The sequence below is a fragment of the Bacillus velezensis genome (assembly GCF_001461825.1).
Lineage (GTDB): Bacteria > Bacillota > Bacilli > Bacillales > Bacillaceae > Bacillus > Bacillus velezensis.
In genome coordinates, this window is sequence record NZ_LLZC01000019.1 from 205,691 (window position 1) to 225,751 (window position 20,061).

A 20,061-nucleotide genomic window follows, 5' to 3' on the forward strand; every position below is an offset into this window, starting at 1 on the left:
TTTTCCTCCTTAAGAAACGCCTGCTTCTTCTTTCGTTTTCAGCCCTTTAATCAACACCTCGACAACTTCAGGACGGCTGAATTCCGCCGGCGGCATGACGCCGCTTCGCAGCATTTCTCTAACCTTTGTTCCTGACAGAATGACGTGGTCTTCTCTGTCATGCGGGCATGTTTTGGCCGTTCCCATGTTGCCGCATTTCCGGCAGAAGAAGCTGTGCTCGAATTTCATCGGTGTAATCCCGAGTTCATCCGCTGTAAATTGATCAAACAGCTCTTGCGCTTCATATGTGCCGTAGTAATCACCGACGCCGGCATGATCGCGGCCGACGATAAAATGCGTGCAGCCGTAGTTTTTGCGGACAAGCGCGTGGAAAATGGCTTCTCTCGGCCCCGCATACCGCATTGCCGCCAAAAATACGCCGAGGAAAACACGGTCTTTCGGATAATAATGATCGAGCAGCACCTGGTAGCTTTCCATTCTGACATCCGCCGGAATGTCATCTGATTTTGTTTCACCGACGAGCGGGTTCAAAAACAGGCCGTCAACCGTCTCAAGCGCGGTTTTTTGGATATATTCGTGGGCGCGGTGAACCGGATTTCTCGTTTGGAAACCGACGATGGTTTTCCAGCCCTTTTCTTCGAAGCTTCGTCTTGTATCGGCAGGTTCAAATGTAAACTCGGGAAACTGCTTTGACGCTTTTTTAACTAATGTGATCGGCCCGCCGATATACGTATCGCCGCGTGAAAATAATTTTTTCACGCCCGGATGCGCGGCATCATCGGTTTTATATACGTGAACAGCTTCTTTTTGTTTATCCGGCGTATAAATATCTTCGATGTCGACGACGCCATATGTTTCTCCGCCGTAAGTCAGTTTCACCGTGTCGCCGACGGCAAGCTCAGCCGCTTTTTCTGAATCGACCGGAAGCGTGATCGGCAGGGACCAGACAACCCCGGATGCCAGACGCATATTTTCAACGACTGACACGTAATCTTTTTCTGTGAAAAATCCTTCAATCGGGCTGTACCCCCCGATGCCGATCAGCTCTAAATCAGCGAACGAAATCAAATCAAGCTCAATTTCTTTTTGGACGGATGTAAGATCATACTGCTCATTCACCCGGTTAATTAATGTTCCTCCGTGCGGTGCTAAACTCATAATACATGATTCCTCCCAGTTAACAGATAAATAAACTCAGATTAATAGTTAAATGCCCCCGCCTTGTTCATGGACAGAGCGTTTCTCTTTTCGGATGGCTTTCATCAGACTGGCGGCTCCGCCAGCTGCCAAAAGCACGCTGGCCATCATAAAGATGGAATAGTAATCTCCTTTTAACAGCAGGGAGACAAGCAGATACGAAATCGATAGTGACAAAAACGGCGAAACGACCCATACTTTGAGCATCGTTTTCACGACTTCTTTATGAAAAACGTTCGGCCCGTTTTTGGCCATTCCGATACCGATAATTGATGATGATGTGACTTGCGCCAATGGGACCGGCAGACCGAAGACGGAACTGATAATGACAAGCCCCGCGCCGGTTCCTGAAAGCAGTATGCCTTCTCCGGCTGAAAATCTCGTAATCTTTTTCCCGTTGGTTTCAAGCACTTTACGTCCTAAAAGCAGAGCGCCGAGAGCGACAAAGATGCCTCCGTACAGCGTTCCTTTGGACACGCTGAGCACGCCCGCAGCAACCAGAGGGCCCACTGCATTTGCGACATTATTCATTCCGGCTGAAAAAGCTTCCCAAAACCCCGCAATCAGCAGCACAATCCCTAAAATCTTCTGTTTCCGATTCGAAATGACTCGAATATTCAGAGAACTGAATACCTTCGAGACGAGAAACGTGAAACAGAACGCGACAAACGGTACAAGCACCCAAAAACTCACGATGACCAAAAGATGCTGTAAAAACAATACTTTGTACGCGACGCCGACACCGACAATCGCCCCGACAGTGACCTCACTCGTCGACAGCGGAATGCCGAGCACATTCGCCGTGAATAACGATAGCGCCGCCGATCCGATAATAATGCAGACAATGGTGAGCGTAATGGTTTGTTCGGGAATGATTCCGCCGCTGATCGTCTTAACAACTTCACCGCCGCCGATAACCGCCCCTGACAGGACTCCGGCCGCGCAGATGATCAGCGCATACGTTTTCTTTTTAACGGCGCCGGACCCGTAAGCGACTCCCATTGAAGCCGCGGCTCCGCTGGCTCCGATATTCATGGCAAAAAACAGGCAGAATAAAATAGCGGCTAATTCCATCGTGCAGCTCCTTTATTCATGCAGTCCGCATTCTGTTTTCGCCATGCCGTTCCATCTGCCGCTCCGCAAATCTTCCGCGGTAAATGCAGGTGAAGTGCACGGTTCACAGCCGATGCTCGGATACCCCTGATCGTGGAGGATATTGTAATCCAGCTCATGCTTGGAAGTATATCTCCAGATGTCTTTCCATGTCCAATGGATCAGCGGGCATACTTTAATCGATTGAAACTTGTCGTCTTTATTCAGGAAATTCGTATTCGCCCGGCTCGGCCCTTGATCCCGGCGAAGACCGGACAGCCATGCCGGATGCCCCGCGAGCGCTTCTCTTAACGGCAGAATTTTTCTGATGTAGCAGCACTGGTTCGGTTCTCTTTCCCACAGTTTATCTCCGTGAGCCTCGGCCTGTTCCTCAAGAGTAAGGCTTGGCTTTTTCAGGATAATGTTCAGCCCCGGGTAACGTTCTTTCACTTTTTCAATCGTTTCATATGTTTCTTTAAAGTGAAGACCCGTATCAAGAAACACGATTTCCGCGTCTTTCTTTACTTTAGAAATTAAATCGATCAGGACGATGCCTTCAATCCCGAAGCTGCACGCGTAAACAAGCTGGTCTCCGTAGTGGCCGTATGCCCATTTTAAAACGGACAGCGCGCCTTTATAGGAATCGTCTTCCGGAAATGTAATCGCCGGCTCTTCCCATGTGTCATACGTTAGCATTTTTTCTTTCCTCCTCCCGGAGACAATCAAACAGCTGTTGTTTTCTGCCGGTTGTCTTATCCCTCAATCTTTTTTTCATATAAAAAACTTTCAATCCAGCGGAATGAAAGACAGTGACCCGGTATAGCCCTTATCTTCAAAATGCTGTGCATTTTTCTGGATGCGGCACCTTGCAATTCACGCAGGTTGCCGGGCGTCATCGGTCCAGTCCCTCAGCCGCTCTTGATAAGCTTTTTAGATTTGTACTAAATTTTAGCACAATTCTAACAGAAGTCAACCCGAGTTTTTTGATAGGAATAATAAAACAGGCCCTGAGGCCTGTTTTTATTGTCATTATTTTTTAAACCAATCTTTTGACTCGGGATTTAATTTCCATGATTTCAGTTTTTCAATGTCAGCTGAATGAATCGTTCCGTTTTCAAGCGCGACTTCAATCAGCGTGTCATAATCCGTTAACGAGTAATAAGGAAGACCCGCTTTTTTAAAGGCTTCTTTTGCTTTCGGCAGTCCGTATGTAAAAATGGAAATGACGCCGAGAACTTCCGCGCCCTCTCTTTGAAGGGCCGCCGCAGCTTCAAGCACGCTGCCCCCGGTAGAAATCAAGTCTTCAATCACGACTGTTTTTTGTCCTTTCTTAATGGCGCCTTCTATTTGATTTCCTTTGCCGTGCGCTTTCGGTTTGCTTCTGACGTAGCACATCGGCGCGCCTGTACGATCTGCGAGAAGCGCAGCATGCGGAATGCCCGCCGTTGCAGTGCCCGCGATCATCTCCGCCTCGGGGAAATGCTCTTTCAGCAGTTTGCCGAGCCCGTCCGCCACATCATTTCTCACTTTTGGATACGACAATGTCAGACGGTTGTCACAATAGATCGGTGATAAAATGCCGCTCGCCCACGTAAACGGCTCATTCGGGCGTAAAAAGACAGCTTCAATGTGTAATAGATGTTTTGCGATAGCCTGTTTCATCGGCGAACGCCCTCCCATTCCAGTTTAATTGCTTCATATGCTTTAACGGGGTTTTCCGCTTTTGTAATTGAGCGGCCCACGACGATGGCTGACGACCCGTTTTCTTTCGCAAATGACGGAGTCGCCGTCCGGACTTGATCGTCAGCTGCGTCACTGGCCGTGCGGATGCCCGGTGTGACTGTCAGAAATGAAGGCCGGACCGCTTCATAAATGGCTTTTGTTTCATGTACCGAACATACCACTCCGTCCAGCCCGCACTCTTCCGCCATTTTGCCGTAATGCACAACCGTTTCTAACAGCGGCTTATGCAGCAGAAGCTCTTCCTTCGCCACCTGCTCTGAAGTGCTGGTCAGCTGAGTCACCGCGATTAAAGACGGGCGTTTTCTGCCTGCCGGCGTGCCTTCTTCAAGCCCCTCAAGGGCCGCGCGCATCATGCGTGCGCCCCCTGCCGCATGCACATTGACGAGATCAACGCCGAGGCCGGCAAGCCGCCTCATCGCTTTATTGACCGTAGTCGGGATATCATGAAGCTTTAAATCTAAAAATATATCACAGTTCCGTTCTTTTAATTGGTGAATGATGGCGGGGCCTTCCTGATAAAAAAGTTCCATCCCCGTTTTGACAAAAAGCCTTTCCTTTTCAAACAAGTCTAAAAACGTTAAAGTCTCTTCCCCTGATGCAAAATCAAGCGCGATGATGGGCAGGTTGTTTTTCATGTTTCCAGCTCCTTCCGATGCATTCACTTACAGATTGAAAGCCGTGTTGGCGCAGCACACGGGGGAGCTGTTCTATGATTTCCGGGCAGACGAACGGATTGACGAAGTTCGCCGTGCCGACGGCAACCGCACTCGCTCCCGCAAGAAGAAATTCTAATGCATCCTCTGCGGTCTGAACGCCGCCCATCCCGATAATCGGGATTTGAACGGCCTGGCTGACTTCGTATACCATCCGGATGGCGACCGGTTTGATCGCCGGGCCTGACAGTCCGCCCGTTTTATTTGCTAAGATCGGCCGTCCCGTCTTGAGATCGAGCCTCATCCCGATGAGTGTATTAATCATCGTCAGACCGTCAGCACCGGCCGCTTCAATCGCTTTGGCAATTTCGGTTATGTTTGCGACATTAGGCGAAAGCTTCACATACACAGGCACTGCGGAAACTTCTTTCACCGCTTTTGTCAGTTCGGCCGCCATGACGGGATCAGTGCCAAAAGCAATCCCACCTGTTTTGACATTCGGACATGAAATGTTAAGCTCAAGCGCATGCACATTCGGCGCTTGGCTGATGTGCTCGGCCACTTCTTTATAGTCGTCCACCTGAGAACCGGCGACATTTGCGATAATCGGCGTGTCAAATTGTTCGAGCCAAGGCAGCTCATGATTGAGCACATGCTCAAGCCCGGGATTTTGCAGTCCGATGGCATTCAGCATTCCCGCGCTTGTCTCCGCCACTCTCGGCGTAGGATTTCCGAAGCGGGCTTCGTTCGTCGTTGCTTTAATCATAATGCCTCCGAGACATGATAAATCGTAAAATCCGGCATATTCTTTCCCGAAACCGAAACATCCGGAAGCGGGGATGATCGGATTTTTCAATTGGAGACCCGGCAGATTCACTTCTAACATTACAGCGCCACCTCCTCAGCTTTAAATACCGGCCCGTCAAGGCAGACCTTTACATAGGATGTATCGCTTTCACCCGTGCGGCACACGCAGGCGAAGCAGGCCCCGATGCCGCAGCCCATCCGCTCTTCCATCGAAAGGTAAACCTCTTTATAGCCGTACTGCTGCTTCAGAGCTTTCAGCATCGGTGTCGGTCCGCAGCTTAGCAGGACATCGAATTCGAGCTGCTTTTCACGGATGACATCGGTGACAAATCCTTTCTCTCCATATGTTCCGTCAGCCGTCGCCACATAGGTGTCTCCGTACGCACGACATTCCTGTTCGTAAAAAACATCCTTTGCTGATTGAAATCCAAGCACATGAATGACGTTTACGCCTTTTTCCGTCAGGCGCTTTGACAGTTCCTGCAAAGGCGGAACCCCGACTCCGCCTCCGACTAACAGCGCGGTTTTGCCGGGTTCAATCCGCCGGACGGGGAATCCGTTGCCGAGAGGGCCGAGAACGTCTATCCTGCCGCCCTCTTTTTTCTCGGACAAAAGACGCGTTCCCTCACCGTCAGCTCTGTAGATAACGGATACTTCATTCGCGGCGAAATTGACGTCCGCAATGCTGAGCGGTCTTCTTAATAGCGGCGTGACCGCGTCACTCACCTTCAGATGAAGAAATTGACCCGGCTCGGTAAGGTGCCGGACAAGCTCTCCTTTCAGCACCATCTTATAAATCCTGTCGGCAATCTCTAAGTTGGATTGAACAGTCAAATGCGCTTTCTTCATATCGTGACTGCCGCCTTTTGATTGGTTTCGGATGCAGGCATATGATCCGCCCGGAATGTCATGCTTTCCAATACCCGCAAAATGGCTTCGGCCGTATCTAAAGATGTCAGGCAGGCGACTCCGTTCTCAACGGATTCGCGGCGGATTCTGAAGCCGTCTCTGGCCGGCTGTTTGCCCTTTGTCAGCGTATTGATGACAAATTGCGCTTCGCCGTTTCTGATGACATCGAGCAGATTTTTCCCTTCTTCGCCGATTTTTCCGACGACCTGAGCCGGAATCTGAGCGTCTTTCAAATAAGCCGCCGTTCCTTCCGTTGCCAAGATTTTATAGCCGATGGCGTGGAACCGCTTGGCGATCAGCAGTCCTTCTTCTTTATCTTTATCGGCAACAGTCAACAGCACTGAGCCGTAGTTCGGAATTTGAATGCCAGAGGCAATCAGCGCTTTATAGAGCGCTTTTTCAAGGGTTGAATCTTTGCCCATGACCTCTCCCGTCGACTTCATTTCAGGGCCTAACGTAATATCCACTCTTCTCAGCTTCGCGAATGAGAAGACAGGCGCTTTCACGAATACCCCCTGCTGTTCAGGCTGCAGCCCCTCTTGATAGCCGAAATCAGCAAGCTTTTGGCCGAGGATGACCTTTGTCGCCAGGTTCGCCATTGGGATTTTTGTGATTTTGCTTAAGAACGGCACGGTTCTGCTTGACCGCGGATTTACCTCAAGCACATACACCTCACCTTGCGACAGGACGAACTGGATGTTCAGCAACCCGATGATGTTAAGGCCTTTTGCTAAGGCTACAGTGTATTGTTCGATTTTTTTCTTAATGTCTTCGCTTAAAGACTGAGGCGGATAGACGGCGATTGAATCCCCTGAATGGACGCCGGCCCGCTCGATATGCTCCATAATTCCCGGAATAACGACTGTTTCGCCGTCAGATACGGCATCGACTTCGATTTCTTTCCCCGTCAGATAACGGTCGATTAACACCGGATGCTGCGGGTTGATTTTGACCGCATTTTTCATATAGTGAAGCAGCTCTTCTTCGTGATAGACGATTTCCATCGCCCGGCCGCCGAGCACATACGAAGGGCGGACAAGTACCGGATAGCCGATGGATGCGGCGATTTTGACAGCTTCGTTCACCGACACGGCGGTTTTTCCAAGAGGCTGCGGCACATTCAGCGCCTCAAGCGCCTGCTCGAACTTATCCCGGTCTTCCGCACGGTCTAAATCTTCAAGTGATGTGCCGAGAATTTTGACGCCGCGGGCGCTCAATTCTTCCGCAAGATTGATCGCCGTCTGCCCGCCGAATTGGACAACAACGCCTTCCGGCTGTTCCAAATCAATGATGTGCATGACATCTTCAACCGTCAGCGGTTCAAAATACAGTTTGTCTGATATGCTGAAATCAGTGGACACCGTCTCAGGATTGTTGTTGATAATAATCGCTTCATAGCCTGCCTGCTTGATCGCCCAGACAGAATGAACGGTCGCATAGTCAAATTCGACGCCCTGTCCGATACGGATCGGCCCGGAACCGAGGACGACGACGCTTTTTCTTGAAGTAACCTCAGACTCGTTCTCTTCCTCATATGTGCTGTAGAAGTACGGGGTTTCTGATTCGAATTCCGCCGCGCATGTATCCACCATTTTATATACAGGCTTGATGTCTGCTTCTTTTCGCATTTGATACAGCTCTTGTTCCGGCATATTCCATTCCCGGCTGATATATTTGTCGGAGAAACCGAGTTCCTTCGCTGTTTGAAGGACGGCGAGGCTGCCTTTTTCCGCTTTCAGCTCTGTTTCAAAAGCGACCAGCTTCCAGAGCTTGTGCAAAAAGAATACGTCAATTGCGGAAAACTCATGAAGCTGCTCCACTGTATAGCCTCTTCTGAACGCTTCAGCAAGATAAAACAGGCGTTCATCCCCGGCTTTTCTGATCCGTTTTTCCAAAAGTCCGTCAGAAATCTCTCCCGCATCCTTCAGTTCCAGGTGATAGACATCGGCTTCCAGTGAGCGGACCGCCTTTAACAGCGATTCTTCAAGGGTGCGTCCGATGGCCATGACCTCTCCGGTGGCTTTCATTTGCGTCCCGAGCCTGCGGTTTGCCGACTCAAATTTGTCGAACGGCCAGCGCGGGATTTTAGAAACGATATAGTCAAGCGCGGGCTCAAAAGCCGCATATGTTTTTCCTGTTACGGGATTCATCATTTCATCAAGAGAAAGCCCGACTGCGATTTTCGCCGCAAGCTTTGCGATCGGGTAACCCGTCGCTTTTGAAGCGAGGGCAGATGAGCGGCTCACCCGCGGATTCACTTCGATAATGTAATATTGGAAGCTGTCGGGATCGAGCGCGAGCTGAACATTACAGCCGCCTTCAATGCCGAGCGCGCGGATCAGCTTTAATGAAACATTGCGCAAAAGCTGATATTCCCGGTCGCTCAAAGTCTGGCTCGGGGCAACGACGATGCTGTCGCCCGTATGGATGCCGACCGGATCGATATTTTCCATGTTGCAAACGACGATCGCGTGATCTCTGCTGTCTCTCATGACTTCATATTCGATCTCTTTGTAACCGGCAATGCTTTTTTCCAGAAGGCACTGATGGACGGGGCTGAGTTTTAATCCGTTTTCGACGATCTCTTTCAGTTCTGCTTCATTCGAGCAGATGCCGCCGCCCGTTCCGCCTAATGTGTAAGCGGGGCGCACGATAACCGGAAACCCGATCCGGCCGACAAATTCCTCGGCTTCCTGTAAAGTGCGGATGATCTCACTTTCCGGCACCGGTTCATTCAGCTCATTCATCAGCGTACGGAATAAGTCGCGGTCTTCCGCCTGCTGGATGGCGGACAGCTTTGTGCCGAGCACTTCCACCCCGCATTCCTCAAGAACCCCGAGTTCAGACAGCTCGACGGCAAGGTTCAGTCCGGTCTGTCCTCCCAGAGTCGGCAGGATGGCGTCCGGCCGTTCTTTTCTGATAATACGCGTGAGAAACTCCGGCGTCAGCGGCTCTATGTATACCCGATCAGCCATTTCCGTATCCGTCATAATCGTTGCCGGATTCGAGTTGACGAGAATGACTTCATAGCCTTCTTCCTTTAAAGCGAGACACGCCTGTGTGCCCGCATAATCAAATTCCGCCGCCTGTCCGATAATAATCGGGCCTGATCCGATCACTAAAATCTTTTTAATATCTACGCGTTTTGGCATACCGCTTCCCCTTCTTTCTCAGTTGTTTCGATCAAGTCAATGAATCTGTCAAATAAATGATTGGCGTCTTCCGGCCCCGGTGAAGCTTCAGGGTGGTACTGAACCGTAAATGCCGGCAACGTTTTATGCTTGAGTCCTTCGATCGTTTGATCATTGATCGCAATGTGCGTCACTTCAAGCTCTGTCTCATCTATTGAAGAAACTGTATATCCGTGGTTTTGGGCGGTTAAAGCGACTTTCCCTGTCGCAAGCTCTTTAACCGGATGATTGGAACCCCTGTGTCCGAATTTCATTTTTTCCGTTTCCGCTCCGGATGCCAGCGCAAATAATTGGTGGCCGAGGCAGATTCCGAATAACGGCACCTTCCCGAGTATGCCTTTTATCATTTCAATGGCTTCCGGCACATCTTTCGGATCTCCGGGTCCGTTAGAAAGCATGATGCCGTCCGGCTTGAGCTGAAGCACTTCTTCCGCCGTTACATTGTACGGCACAACGATGACATCGCATTTTCTTTTGTTTAACTCTCTTAAAATGCCGTGCTTCATACCGAAATCGACGAGTACGATGCGTTTGCCGCGGCCCGGACTCGGATATGCCGTTTTCGCAGATACTTGAGCGACTTGATTTCTCGGCAGTTCCGTTTCTTTCAGCCTTGCAAGAACCTCACCGACATTCTCCTCACTTGAAGCAAACGTTCCTTTTAATGCGCCGGCCGTGCGGATCATTCTTGTGAGCTTTCTCGTGTCAATCCCTTGTAAGCCGGGGATATTTTTCATTTTCAGATACTCGTCAAGCGTGTAAGCCGAACGCCAGTTGGAAGGCAGCTCGCACAGTTCTTTTACGATCAGCCCTTTTACAAAAGGAGTGATGGATTCAAAGTCATCTCTGTTAATTCCGTAGTTGCCGATCAGAGGATACGTCAGCGTCACGATCTGCCCGCAGTAAGAAGGGTCTGATAAAATTTCCTGATAACCGGTCATTCCCGTGTTGAATACAACTTCACCCGCGGTATGTTCCAGGCTCCCGAATGCTTCACCCTCAAATACCGCTCCATTTTCCAGCACTAGTCTTCTTTTCATTTGACGAGTCTCCCTTCTTCATATGCAAGCTTACCGGCAGCCATCGTTGCAACAGGCCAGCCGAAGCACTTCATCTTGTTGAATGGCGTATTTTTTCCTTTAGATAAAAATGTATCTTTGTCAATGGCTGCTTCTTTTTCCAGATCAATCAGGGTAATGTCAGCCGGCGCCCCCGGTGCAAGCGTTCCGTACGGAAGACCGAATGCCTCGCAAGGTTTTACCGTCATGAAATCAACCAGCTGCTTCAGCGTCCACGTCCCGTTTTTCACAAAATGTGTGTACAGAAGCGGAAAGGCTGTTTCTAAACCGACGATACCGAAAGGCGCAAGCTTCATATCCGTGTTTTTCTCTTCTTCTGTATGCGGCGCATGGTCAGTGGCGATGAAATCAATCGTGCCGTCTAAAAGCCCTTCAATCAGCGCCTCTCTGTCCTCTTTGCTGCGAAGCGGCGGATTCATTTTAAAATTGGTATCAAGTCCCGGGATATCTTCGTCACAAAGCAGCAGGTGGTGCGGCGACACTTCCGCCGTCACGCGGATTCCCGCTTTTTTTGCGTCTCTTACGGCTCTGACGGATTCTTTCGTGCTGATATGACACACATGGTAATGGCAGTCCGCCGCTTCCGCCAGCAGGACGTCACGGGCGATATGTACCGCTTCACAAATGGAAGGTATGCCGTTCAGGCCGTTCGCTTTTGAAAAAGATCCTTCATGCACGCTTCCGCCGTAAATAAGCGAGTTATCCTCACAATGAGCGACAATCGCTTTATTCATTGAAGCCGCCCGTTTCATGGCTTCATACATCATTCCTGCCGTCTGAACGCCGACGCCGTCATCGGTGAAGGCGAATGCGCCCGCTTCATGAAGCGCCTCAAAATCTGTCATTTCTTCGCCGATTTGTCTGATCGTAATTGATGCGTAAGGAAGGACCCTGACAGATGAGGTTTCTTTGATCCGGTTTTGCAGCCATTCCATCTGCTCTTTCGTATCCGGCACCGGTCTTGTATTCGGCATGGCTGCGACTGTGGTAAAGCCGCCCCGCGCCGCGGCTTTAGAGCCCGTCTCAATGGTTTCTTTTTTCTCGCCGCCCGGTTCTCTGAAGTGGACATGAAGGTCTACGAGCCCCGGTGAAACGAACAGTCCCTCAGCGTCGATCACCGTTTCTCCTTCTTTCGCTGTCAGAAGCCCGGTTTCCGTAATGAATTCACCCGTTACCCGGATATCCTGTGCCACTTTTTCTCCCTGTTCATTTAACATCCAGCCGTTTTTAATGAGATAAGACATAAGCCGCTTCTCCCCTTTTCACATTGGTTTGCAGTGCTCTTTTTAAGACTGCCATTCTGATATACACACCATTTTCCATTTGTTTAAAGATTCTTGATTTTCCGCATTCCACTAATGTTGTGTCAATTTCGACTCCTCTGTTCACCGGTGCGGGATGCATGATGATGGCATGCCGCTTCATGCTCTCCGCCCGCTTTGCGGTCAGCCCGTATGCTTCCAGGTAGCCTTTTTGGTCAGCTTCTGTCTGATGCCTTTCATTTTGGATGCGGAGCAGCATGACGACATCTGAAGCTTGTATGGCTTCATCCGTCTGAACACAGGTGCCGAAGGCGTTTTTCTCATCCTGCCATTGCGGCGGACCAGAAAACAGCACGCGTGCGCCGAGCCTTGTCAGCACCTCGGCATTCGACCTTGCCACCCTGCTGTGTTTGATATCGCCATGAATGGAAACCGTCAGGCCCTGAAAGGTCTCAAATTCCTCTTGAATCGTCATTAAATCGAGCAATGACTGAGTCGGGTGCTGGCCGCAGCCGTCGCCGGCGTTTAAGATCGGAATATTGACTCTGCCGGTCAGATCTTTGTAATATTCATCCGTGCTGTGCCGGATGACGCAGGCGTCCGCTCCGATTGATTCCAGTGTTTTGACCGTGTCATATAAGGACTCGCCTTTTTGAACGCTTGTGCTCGTATCGTCTAAGCTGAGCACGTTCATTCCGAGTTTCTTTTCCGCCACTTCAAAGCTGAACCGCGTTCTCGTGCTCGGTTCAAAAAACAGATTCGCAACAAATTTTCCCGCGAGATCGGGGCGGACTGTTCCCTCTTTTATCGCTTTTGCCTCACGCAGCAGTTCTGTAATTTCAGCCGTGCTCAGTTCAGACATCGCCGTTAAATGATTCATGTTTTTCTCCTCCGTTTCCGCTTGAAGGCCGTAAAAAACACCCCGGTCTATAGACTCGGGGTGCGGTTAAAGAGAGAAGCAGCGTACAGCTTCTTCCCGTTATAACCCTTCCAAGCCTCTCTGGACTTTCTTTAAAAGGTTTTACATATGATTTTGTTTTTCTGATGCAATCGCGTCTTCTTCATTTGCATGCGGCAGGATGAGGTTCAGGATGACTCCGACGATTGCCGCAAGCGCCATGCCGGATATTTGGAACCCGCCTTTTGATACTTGAATAAAAGCCCCTCCGACGCCGATCACGAGGATGACGGATGTGATAATTAAATTTCTCTTGTTTTCATAATCAATGTTGTTGTCAATCAGCATTCTTAAGCCGCTGGAGGCGATAATTCCGAAGAGCAGGAAGGAAACGCCTCCCATAACCGCGGACGGAACAGAGCTGATCAGCGCTGATACTTTTCCTATAAATCCGAAGCACAGCGCAATCACACCCGCGCCGCCGATGACAAAGACGCTGAAAACTCTCGTAATTGCCAGTACACCGATGTTTTCGCCGTATGTTGTCGTCGGCGGGCCGCCGATTAACGAAGCGATAATCGTCGCTACGCTGTCCCCCATTATGGAGCGGTGCAGTCCCGGCTTTTTAATGAAATCCTGTCCGACGACTTTACTCAGCACCATTTGGTGGCCGATATGTTCTGACATCGTCACGAAAGCGACCGGCACCATCGCAGCCGCAATGCCCAATGTCACTGACGGCGTATAGTCTTTGAAAGGGATGATAAATTCAGGAGCGGCGAACCATTTTGCATCAATGACCGGCTGAAAATTGACGATACCCTGTGTCAGCGCAAACAGATATCCGCCTATAATGCCGATCAATACCGGAATCAGGCTTAAAAATCCTCGTAAAAAGATGGCGCAGATAATGGTGATTGCCAAAGTGACGCCGGCTACACTGAAATGTTTCAAGCTGTAGACGAGTTCCTTCGCATTCGGATCAGCATACATTGCCATATTGACGGCTGTGCTTGCCAGTCCGAGGCCGATGACGATGATGACCGGCCCGACGACCACCGGGGGCAGCAGCTTCATCAGCCACCCCGTTCCAAGCTGCCTGATGAGAAGTGCGATCAGGCCGTACACAATTCCCGCCAGGAAAGCGCCGACCATGGCAGCCCCCGGCCCTCCCGTCGCCTTCACCAAGATAATCGGTGATATAAAGGCGAATGATGAGCCGAGATAAGCGGGAATCTGGCCTTTTGTCACCAAGAGATAGGCGAGTGTCCCGATTCCGCTCGTGACAAGCGCCACAGCCGGGCTCATTCCGACCAGTTTCGGCACGAGTATGGTTGAGCCGAACATGGCGAATAAATGCTGCAGGCTGAATGACAGCCAGGACAATGGATTGGGGACGTCCCTGACTCCCAGGTTTACTTTTTTCTTACTCATGGCGTTTTCCTCCCGGTTGACTTTCAAATGGTATAAAAAAACCTCTTTGCTTTTTGCGCAAAGAGGCATACAAAACCCGGCCGCGTCGATCCGCCCGGCTTTGTGTTTTAAAATCCTCTTTGCAAACTCTCTGGAATGCATTTAAAAAGGGTGATTATTCATTTTCATAAATGGCGACCATATCAGTCTGATCAACTTCGCTCAGCTGAACCATCACTTTTTCAGCTTTTGAGGTCGGAATGTTTTTCCCGATATAGTCCGCTCTGATCGGCAGTTCCCGGTGCCCTCTGTCGACAAGCACGGCAAGCTGTATCGATGACGGCCGCCCGACATCAACGAGGGCATCCATCGCAGCTCTCACCGTCCGGCCGGTATAAAGCACATCATCAACCACAATGACCTTTTGGTCTGTGATATCGGCCGGAATGTCCGCGCCTTTTACAAGCGGCTCTTCATTGCTCGTTTTTTTCGTGAGATCGTCACGGTAAAGGGTGATATCGATTTCCCCGACGGTGACCGGATTCCCTTCAATCTGTTCGATCCGCTCGGCCAGCCGCTTCGCTAAATAAATGCCTCTTGTTTTAATTCCTACAAGAATGCAGTCATTCATTCCTTTATTCCGTTCGATCATTTCATGGGCTATCCTTGTCAGCGCCCGCCTGATCGCCTGTTCGTCGAGAATAACAGCTTTTTGATTCACTCGTGACACCTCTCCATTCGTATATAAGAAGAAAAAACCCCTCCTGCCAGAGCATAGAGGGGTTCCTTTCCAGGACGAAGACACACGTGTATCTCTTCTGTCCTATCCGTTATCCTTCTCAGCCTCTCTGGACTGTGTTAAAGAATCTATTCAGCTTGTTTTTATTATTTCAGAAAAGAAACTCGCTGTCAACGGCTATTTCTTAAATCTTCAATGAGTTTTTTCATATCTTCAGGAAGGGGCGCTTCAAACTCCATGTATTCGCCCGTCCGGGGATGATCAAAACCTAATATTCCGGCATGAAGCGCCTGACCGTTAAAATCAACGGTTTTTCTCGGTCCGTATTTCGGATCGCCCGCCAAAGGAAATCCGATATATTTCATATGAACACGGATCTGATGCGTTCTTCCGGTCTCAAGACGGCACTCTACGAGCGTGAAATCTTGAAAACGCTCAAGCACGTGGAAATGCGTGACGGCGTTTTTGCTGCTTTCTCTTGTTACGGTCATGCTTTGACGGTCTTTTTTATCTCTCCCGATCGGAGCGTCAATCGTTCCGTCATCATGTGAAATCATCCCGTGGACAACCGCTGTGTACTTTCTGGTCACGGTTTTATTGACGAGCTGATTAACGAGTGATTCATGCGCCATATCGTTTTTAGCGACCATTAACAGACCGGAAGTATCTTTATCAATCCGGTGGACGATTCCCGGGCGCATGACGCCGTTAATGCCGGAAAGGTCGTTGCAGTGAGCCATCAGTCCGTTTACAAGCGTCCCTGTCACATGGCCGGGCGCCGGGTGTACAACCATGCCCCGCGGTTTGTTCACAACCAAGACGTCCTGATCCTCATAGTAAATGTCCAAATCCATCGGCTCTGCAAGCACGTCCAATTCTTCCGGTTCAGGAATGGTGACGTTTACCTGATCGCCGGGCTGCATTTTATAATTCGCTTTTACGGATTTGCCGTTAACGGATACCAGTCCCTCTTTTACCCACTGCTGCACTTGAGTGCGTGACCAGTTTTCTCCCGTTGAAGCCAAAAATTTATCAATCCGTTCGCTCTTTTGTTCAGGCTGAACGGTTATCTCAAATTGATTCATGTTATTGCTCCTTCTTTTTCCCGCTGTCAAACAGCATATGAATAAATAAAAGTATTACACCGACGCACAGTGAGGAGTCCGCGATATTAAAAATCGGATAGTGATAATCCACGATGATGACATGAATAAAATCCACCACTTCCTGGCGCGCCGCCCGGTCAATAAAGTTTCCGGCCGCACCGCCCAGCATTAAGCCGAGAGAAATTCCGAGTAACATCTGCCCTTTTGCATAACGCTGTATGTAATAAACGATTCCGATAATCACGGCGATGGTAATGACGTAGAAAAACCACATTTGGCCGGCTAAAATCCCCCACGCCGCTCCCGTGTTGCGATGAGATGTGATATAAAGCACCTGATTGATGACAGGTATGCTTTGTCCCAATTCCATATGGCTGACGACAAGCCATTTGGTCAATTGGTCGGCAATAATAATAAAAAGAGCGATAAGATAATAAAGCACACACGTTCCTCCAGTATACAGTTACTTTTATCCTTTATGAATTTTATCAGTAAAAGATGCCAGAGTAAAGGCAGATCATAAGCGCATGCAAACAGACGCTGTCACTCATACAGCGCCTGATCATATGCATAATCTCCGGGTTCCCAATATGGAAGGGTTTTCTTTTCAAATTGAGCGGGATAATAAAAATCATCAGCGGTTCTGGCCGTCGGCAACACCGCAAGTTTTTCAATCGGAATGGGGGCGCCTGTTTTTTCACAATAACCGTACGTATTGTTTTCAAACTTAGACAGGGCAAGAAGAACGTCCTGAAGTTCTTCTTTTATATGATAGATCAGAGTTGCTTCTTGGTCGTTCATTGAAGGTTCAACAGATGCTGACATTTGAAAGCAAGAATATTCGAATAATCTTGATTGAAGTTCTTCTTTCATCATGAGAAGCTCCGTGTGGATTGCGGTCAGTTGATCATTCATTCATCACAACTCCTGCTCTTGATGTTATGGCTTTATTGTTGCCCCCAGAGCGCCATTTGAAGCCCATAAGATTTTTCCTGTCGTTCTAATCGATGACATTGCTGGCATGTAAAAAAGCGCCCGGCTGACACCGGGCGCTTTCCCATTTATTATTTTTGATAATATTTTTCAACGATTTCTGCATTGCGCAGTGATAATGTCGGATATTTCGGATTGGCTCCGACATCTTTAGAAATTACGCGGGAACGCTCACACATCTGGCCTTCCGCTTTTTCTACGGTCATTTTTCCTGTTGTGAAACTTTGCGCGTTTTCAGGCGCTTCACTTTCGTCTTTTACTGTCAGTTCTGAGACGATAAACAGCTGCGCGATGTTTTCTTTAATGGATGACAAGAGGTCGCGGTTTTCTTTGTTCGGATACAAAGTCAGGCTCGCTTCCAATGATCTTCCGATAATTTTTTCGTTACGGGCTGTTTCCAAAGCTTTCAGCACGTCGTTTCGAAGCTCCATGAAGCGGTCGAACTTTTCTTCTGTCGCTTGACTGTCCGGAACAGCAATGGTTTCCGGCATATCTGTCAGCTGCACGCTTGCTTCTTCAACAAATGATAAGTGAGACCACATTTCATCCGCCGTATGCGGGAGAATCGGCGCCGTCAGCTTCACTAACGCCAGCAGCGTTTCATAAAAGACGGTCTGCATGCTGCGGCGGTCCGGATGATCCGCATGCTCGATGTACACAACATCTTTTGCAAAATCAAGATAGAAGGAGCTGAGCTCGATCGTACAGAAATTGTGAATGCTGTGATAAACCACCGCAAATTCATATTCATCGTACGCTTTTTTCACCTTATCAATCAGCTTATTCAGCTTGATCAGCATATATTGATCCACTTCGCGGAGATCTTTTACATCAACGGCATTGACACTTGGATTGAAATCGAACAGGTTGCCGTGAAGGAAGCGGAACGTGTTGCGGACTTTCCGGTATACTTCCGCAACCTGCTTCAGAATGGCGTCAGACACGCGAACGTCCGCCTGATAATCCACTGACGATACCCATAATCTTAAGATGTCGGCACCAAGCTGTTTCATGACTTTAGCCGGAACAACAACGTTACCGATTGATTTACTCATCTTGCGTCCTTCTCCATCCAGTGCGAACCCATGGCTGAGCACACCTTTATACGGCGCTTTTCCTGTTACGGCTACTGCTGTAGAAAGAGAAGAGTTAAACCAGCCGCGATATTGGTCAGATCCCTCTAGGTATAAATCAGCCGGGCGAACGAGGTCATCACGTTCTTCAAGCACTGCTTGATGTGAAGAGCCTGAATCAAACCAAACATCCATGATATCCTGTTCTTTTGTAAATGTGCCGTTCGGGCTGCCAGGATGCGTAAAGCCTTCCGGAAGAAGATCCTTTGCTTCTTTTTCAAACCAAATGTTTGATCCGTGCTGTCTGAACAATTCAGAAACATGTTCAATGGTTTCATCTGTAATAATCGGTTCTCCGTTTTCAGCGTAAAATACCGGAATCGGCACACCCCACGCACGCTGTCTGGAAATACACCAGTCTCCGCGGTCCCGAACCATGTTGTGCAAACGCTGCTCACCCCATTCAGGAACCCATTTGGTTTCTTTAATGGCATCCAGCAGGTCTGATCTGAAATCTTTAATAGACGCAAACCATTGCGCTGTCGCTCTGAAAATGGTTGGTTTTTTTGTTCTCCAATCATGCGGATAAGAATGAGTAATGAATTCAAGCTTCACAAGTGCGCCTTTTTCATCGAGCTGCTGTGTGATCGCTTTGTTTGCATCATCATAGAACATGCCTTCAAACCCAGGGGCTTCGCTTGTCATTACACCTTTTTCATCGACTGGGCAAAGCACATCTAAACCGTATTTTTGGCCAATGATAAAGTCATCTTCCCCATGTCCTGGCGCTGTATGAACACAGCCTGTTCCGGCATCAGTTGTTACGTGTTCACCAAGCATAACGAGAGAGTCTCTGCCATATAGCGGGTGTTCAGCGATAATGTTCTCAAGGTCTTTTCCTTTGACCGTTCTTGTCACTTCATACTGATCAAATCCGCATGCTGATGCAACACTTTCGACTAAGGCACTTGCTACGACAAAGCGGTCTTCACCTACTGCAATCACGCTGTACTCAAGATCAGGGTGCACTGAGATTCCGAGGTTCGCCGGAATTGTCCAAGGCGTTGTTGTCCAAATAATGATGCGCTCGCCGTTTTCAAGAACGCCTTTTCCGTCTTTTACACCAAAAGCGACGTAAATAGATGCTGAACGTTTGTCTTGATATTCGATCTCGGCTTCAGCCAGAGCAGACTCACTTGAAGGTGACCAGTTAACCGGTTTAAGGCCTTTGTAAATGTAGCCTCGTTTTGCCATTTCACCAAATACGCGGATTTGCTGCGCTTCGTATTCCGGTTTTAATGTCACGTATGGGTTTTCCCAGTCACCGCGGACACCAAGACGTTTGAATTGCTCACGCTGTCCCTCGATTTGCTTCCAAGCGTACTCTTCACATAGTTTGCGGAATTCCGCTACTGACATTTCTTTCCGGTTTACTTTTTTGTTTTTCGTCAGCGCCGTTTCAATCGGCAGTCCGTGCGTATCCCAGCCCGGCACGTACGGTGCGTTGTAGCCGCTCATTGATTTATAGCGGACGATGAAGTCTTTCAGGATTTTGTTCAGGGCATGGCCCATGTGGATGTCTCCGTTTGCATAAGGAGGTCCGTCATGCAGCACGAATTTCGGGCGGTCTTTCGTCCGTTCTTGAACAAGACGGTAAATGTCCTGCTCCTCCCAGTCTTTTTGCATGTCCGGCTCACGATTCGGCAGATTTCCGCGCATCGGAAAATCTGTTTTCGGCATTAACAGCGTATCTTTGTAATCCATTTTCATTCCTCCACAACATTTTTCAGAAAATAAAAAAAGCCCTCTCATCCCATAAGGGACGAGAAAGCTTATCTCGCGGTACCACCCTTTTAGAAAAAACGGATCATCCGTCTTTTCCTCTCGAACATCGTAACGTGATGGA

17 protein-coding genes and 1 riboswitch are annotated in these 20,061 nt (G+C 49.1%); all 17 genes read right to left on the bottom strand.

The genetic code is table 11. The annotated features are described in order from the left end of the window. Positions 1-9: 9 nt before the first annotated feature. Positions 10-1,158 (bottom strand): sulfate adenylyltransferase, encoded by a 1,149-nt coding sequence (gene sat, locus AR442_RS11730; RefSeq protein WP_014417734.1) that lies wholly within the window; start codon positions 1,156-1,158, stop codon positions 10-12. Between the two features lie 48 nt (positions 1,159-1,206). Then, on the bottom strand, positions 1,207-2,271 hold the full coding sequence (locus tag AR442_RS11735; RefSeq protein WP_012117522.1) for a sulfate permease: 1,065 nt from the start codon (positions 2,269-2,271) through the stop codon (positions 1,207-1,209). 12 nt (positions 2,272-2,283) lie between these two features. Continuing rightward, positions 2,284-2,985, bottom strand: coding sequence for a phosphoadenylyl-sulfate reductase (locus AR442_RS11740; protein WP_003154369.1), 702 nt, complete (start codon positions 2,983-2,985; stop codon positions 2,284-2,286). Positions 2,986-3,112: 127 nt separating this feature from the next. Beyond that, a riboswitch (SAM riboswitch) is annotated at positions 3,113-3,217 on the bottom strand. A 101-nt stretch (positions 3,218-3,318) separates the two neighbouring features. Further along, the gene (gene pyrE, locus AR442_RS11745) at positions 3,319-3,951 is read right to left on the bottom strand and encodes an orotate phosphoribosyltransferase (RefSeq protein WP_007611309.1); all 633 of its coding nucleotides are present in this window, start codon (positions 3,949-3,951) and stop codon (positions 3,319-3,321) included. Further along, positions 3,948-4,667: an orotidine-5'-phosphate decarboxylase gene (pyrF, locus tag AR442_RS11750; RefSeq protein WP_014417733.1), complete on the bottom strand. Its 720-nt coding sequence runs from the start codon at positions 4,665-4,667 to the stop codon at positions 3,948-3,950. Before pyrF ends, pyrE begins: the two co-directional genes overlap by 4 nt. Next, positions 4,636-5,571 (bottom strand): dihydroorotate dehydrogenase, encoded by a 936-nt coding sequence (locus tag AR442_RS11755; RefSeq protein ID WP_003154377.1) that lies wholly within the window; start codon positions 5,569-5,571, stop codon positions 4,636-4,638. The genes pyrF and AR442_RS11755 overlap by 32 nt, the downstream gene beginning before the upstream one ends. Next, positions 5,571-6,341 carry a dihydroorotate dehydrogenase electron transfer subunit gene (locus AR442_RS11760; protein ID WP_053284998.1) on the bottom strand — a complete coding sequence of 257 codons (771 nt, stop codon included), beginning with the start codon at positions 6,339-6,341 and terminating at the stop codon, positions 5,571-5,573. Before AR442_RS11760 ends, AR442_RS11755 begins: the two co-directional genes overlap by 1 nt. Continuing rightward, the gene (carB, locus tag AR442_RS11765) at positions 6,338-9,553 is read right to left on the bottom strand and encodes a carbamoyl-phosphate synthase (glutamine-hydrolyzing) large subunit (RefSeq protein ID WP_014417731.1); all 3,216 of its coding nucleotides are present in this window, start codon (positions 9,551-9,553) and stop codon (positions 6,338-6,340) included. Before carB ends, AR442_RS11760 begins: the two co-directional genes overlap by 4 nt. Further along, the gene (locus AR442_RS11770; RefSeq protein ID WP_007409730.1) at positions 9,538-10,632 is read right to left on the bottom strand and encodes a carbamoyl phosphate synthase small subunit; all 1,095 of its coding nucleotides are present in this window, start codon (positions 10,630-10,632) and stop codon (positions 9,538-9,540) included. The genes carB and AR442_RS11770 overlap by 16 nt, the downstream gene beginning before the upstream one ends. Beyond that, the gene (locus AR442_RS11775; RefSeq protein WP_014417730.1) at positions 10,629-11,915 is read right to left on the bottom strand and encodes a dihydroorotase; all 1,287 of its coding nucleotides are present in this window, start codon (positions 11,913-11,915) and stop codon (positions 10,629-10,631) included. The genes AR442_RS11770 and AR442_RS11775 overlap by 4 nt, the downstream gene beginning before the upstream one ends. Continuing rightward, on the bottom strand, positions 11,899-12,813 hold the full coding sequence (locus AR442_RS11780) for an aspartate carbamoyltransferase catalytic subunit (protein ID WP_014417729.1): 915 nt from the start codon (positions 12,811-12,813) through the stop codon (positions 11,899-11,901). The genes AR442_RS11775 and AR442_RS11780 overlap by 17 nt, the downstream gene beginning before the upstream one ends. Before the next feature lie 141 nt (positions 12,814-12,954). Then, entirely contained in the window at positions 12,955-14,265 is a 1,311-nt protein-coding gene (gene pyrP, locus AR442_RS11785; RefSeq protein WP_025649477.1) for a uracil permease PyrP, read from the bottom strand. Between the two features lie 154 nt (positions 14,266-14,419). Beyond that, a complete protein-coding gene (gene pyrR / locus AR442_RS11790) occupies positions 14,420-14,965 on the bottom strand; it encodes a bifunctional pyrimidine operon transcriptional regulator/uracil phosphoribosyltransferase (RefSeq protein WP_003154392.1) in 546 nt (181 codons plus the stop codon). A 188-nt stretch (positions 14,966-15,153) separates the two neighbouring features. Next, positions 15,154-16,068, bottom strand: a complete 915-nt coding sequence (locus AR442_RS11795) for an RluA family pseudouridine synthase (protein WP_014417727.1) — start codon at positions 16,066-16,068, stop codon at positions 15,154-15,156. Between the two features lies 1 nt (position 16,069). Continuing rightward, positions 16,070-16,531: a signal peptidase II gene (gene lspA, locus AR442_RS11800; protein WP_014417726.1), complete on the bottom strand. Its 462-nt coding sequence runs from the start codon at positions 16,529-16,531 to the stop codon at positions 16,070-16,072. 101 nt (positions 16,532-16,632) lie between these two features. Further along, entirely contained in the window at positions 16,633-17,004 is a 372-nt protein-coding gene (locus AR442_RS11805) for a TraR/DksA family transcriptional regulator (protein WP_003154399.1), read from the bottom strand. Positions 17,005-17,153: 149 nt separating this feature from the next. Next, on the bottom strand, positions 17,154-19,919 hold the full coding sequence (gene ileS / locus AR442_RS11810; protein ID WP_012117512.1) for an isoleucine--tRNA ligase: 2,766 nt from the start codon (positions 19,917-19,919) through the stop codon (positions 17,154-17,156). Between the last annotated feature and the right edge of the window lie 142 nt (positions 19,920-20,061).

What these genes read in the sequence shown, in the direction of transcription:
- pyrP (WP_025649477.1), bottom strand. Translation starts at nt 14,265, where the DNA reads ATGAGTAAGAAAAAAGTAAACCTGGGAGTCAGGGACGTCCCCAATCCA.
- AR442_RS11740 (WP_003154369.1), bottom strand. Translation starts at nt 2,985, where the DNA reads ATGCTAACGTATGACACATGGGAAGAGCCGGCGATTACATTTCCGGAA.
- AR442_RS11755 (WP_003154377.1), bottom strand. Translation starts at nt 5,571, where the DNA reads ATGTTAGAAGTGAATCTGCCGGGTCTCCAATTGAAAAATCCGATCATC.
- pyrE (WP_007611309.1), bottom strand. Translation starts at nt 3,951, where the DNA reads ATGAAACAGGCTATCGCAAAACATCTATTACACATTGAAGCTGTCTTT.
- AR442_RS11770 (WP_007409730.1), bottom strand. Translation starts at nt 10,632, where the DNA reads ATGAAAAGAAGACTAGTGCTGGAAAATGGAGCGGTATTTGAGGGTGAA.
- sat (WP_014417734.1), bottom strand. Translation starts at nt 1,158, where the DNA reads ATGAGTTTAGCACCGCACGGAGGAACATTAATTAACCGGGTGAATGAG.
- AR442_RS11735 (WP_012117522.1), bottom strand. Translation starts at nt 2,271, where the DNA reads ATGGAATTAGCCGCTATTTTATTCTGCCTGTTTTTTGCCATGAATATC.
- AR442_RS11760 (WP_053284998.1), bottom strand. Translation starts at nt 6,341, where the DNA reads ATGAAGAAAGCGCATTTGACTGTTCAATCCAACTTAGAGATTGCCGAC.
- pyrF (WP_014417733.1), bottom strand. Translation starts at nt 4,667, where the DNA reads ATGAAAAACAACCTGCCCATCATCGCGCTTGATTTTGCATCAGGGGAA.
- AR442_RS11795 (WP_014417727.1), bottom strand. Translation starts at nt 16,068, where the DNA reads ATGAATCAATTTGAGATAACCGTTCAGCCTGAACAAAAGAGCGAACGG.
- carB (WP_014417731.1), bottom strand. Translation starts at nt 9,553, where the DNA reads ATGCCAAAACGCGTAGATATTAAAAAGATTTTAGTGATCGGATCAGGC.
- AR442_RS11775 (WP_014417730.1), bottom strand. Translation starts at nt 11,915, where the DNA reads ATGTCTTATCTCATTAAAAACGGCTGGATGTTAAATGAACAGGGAGAA.
- AR442_RS11805 (WP_003154399.1), bottom strand. Translation starts at nt 17,004, where the DNA reads ATGAATGATCAACTGACCGCAATCCACACGGAGCTTCTCATGATGAAA.
- AR442_RS11780 (WP_014417729.1), bottom strand. Translation starts at nt 12,813, where the DNA reads ATGAATCATTTAACGGCGATGTCTGAACTGAGCACGGCTGAAATTACA.
- ileS (WP_012117512.1), bottom strand. Translation starts at nt 19,919, where the DNA reads ATGGATTACAAAGATACGCTGTTAATGCCGAAAACAGATTTTCCGATG.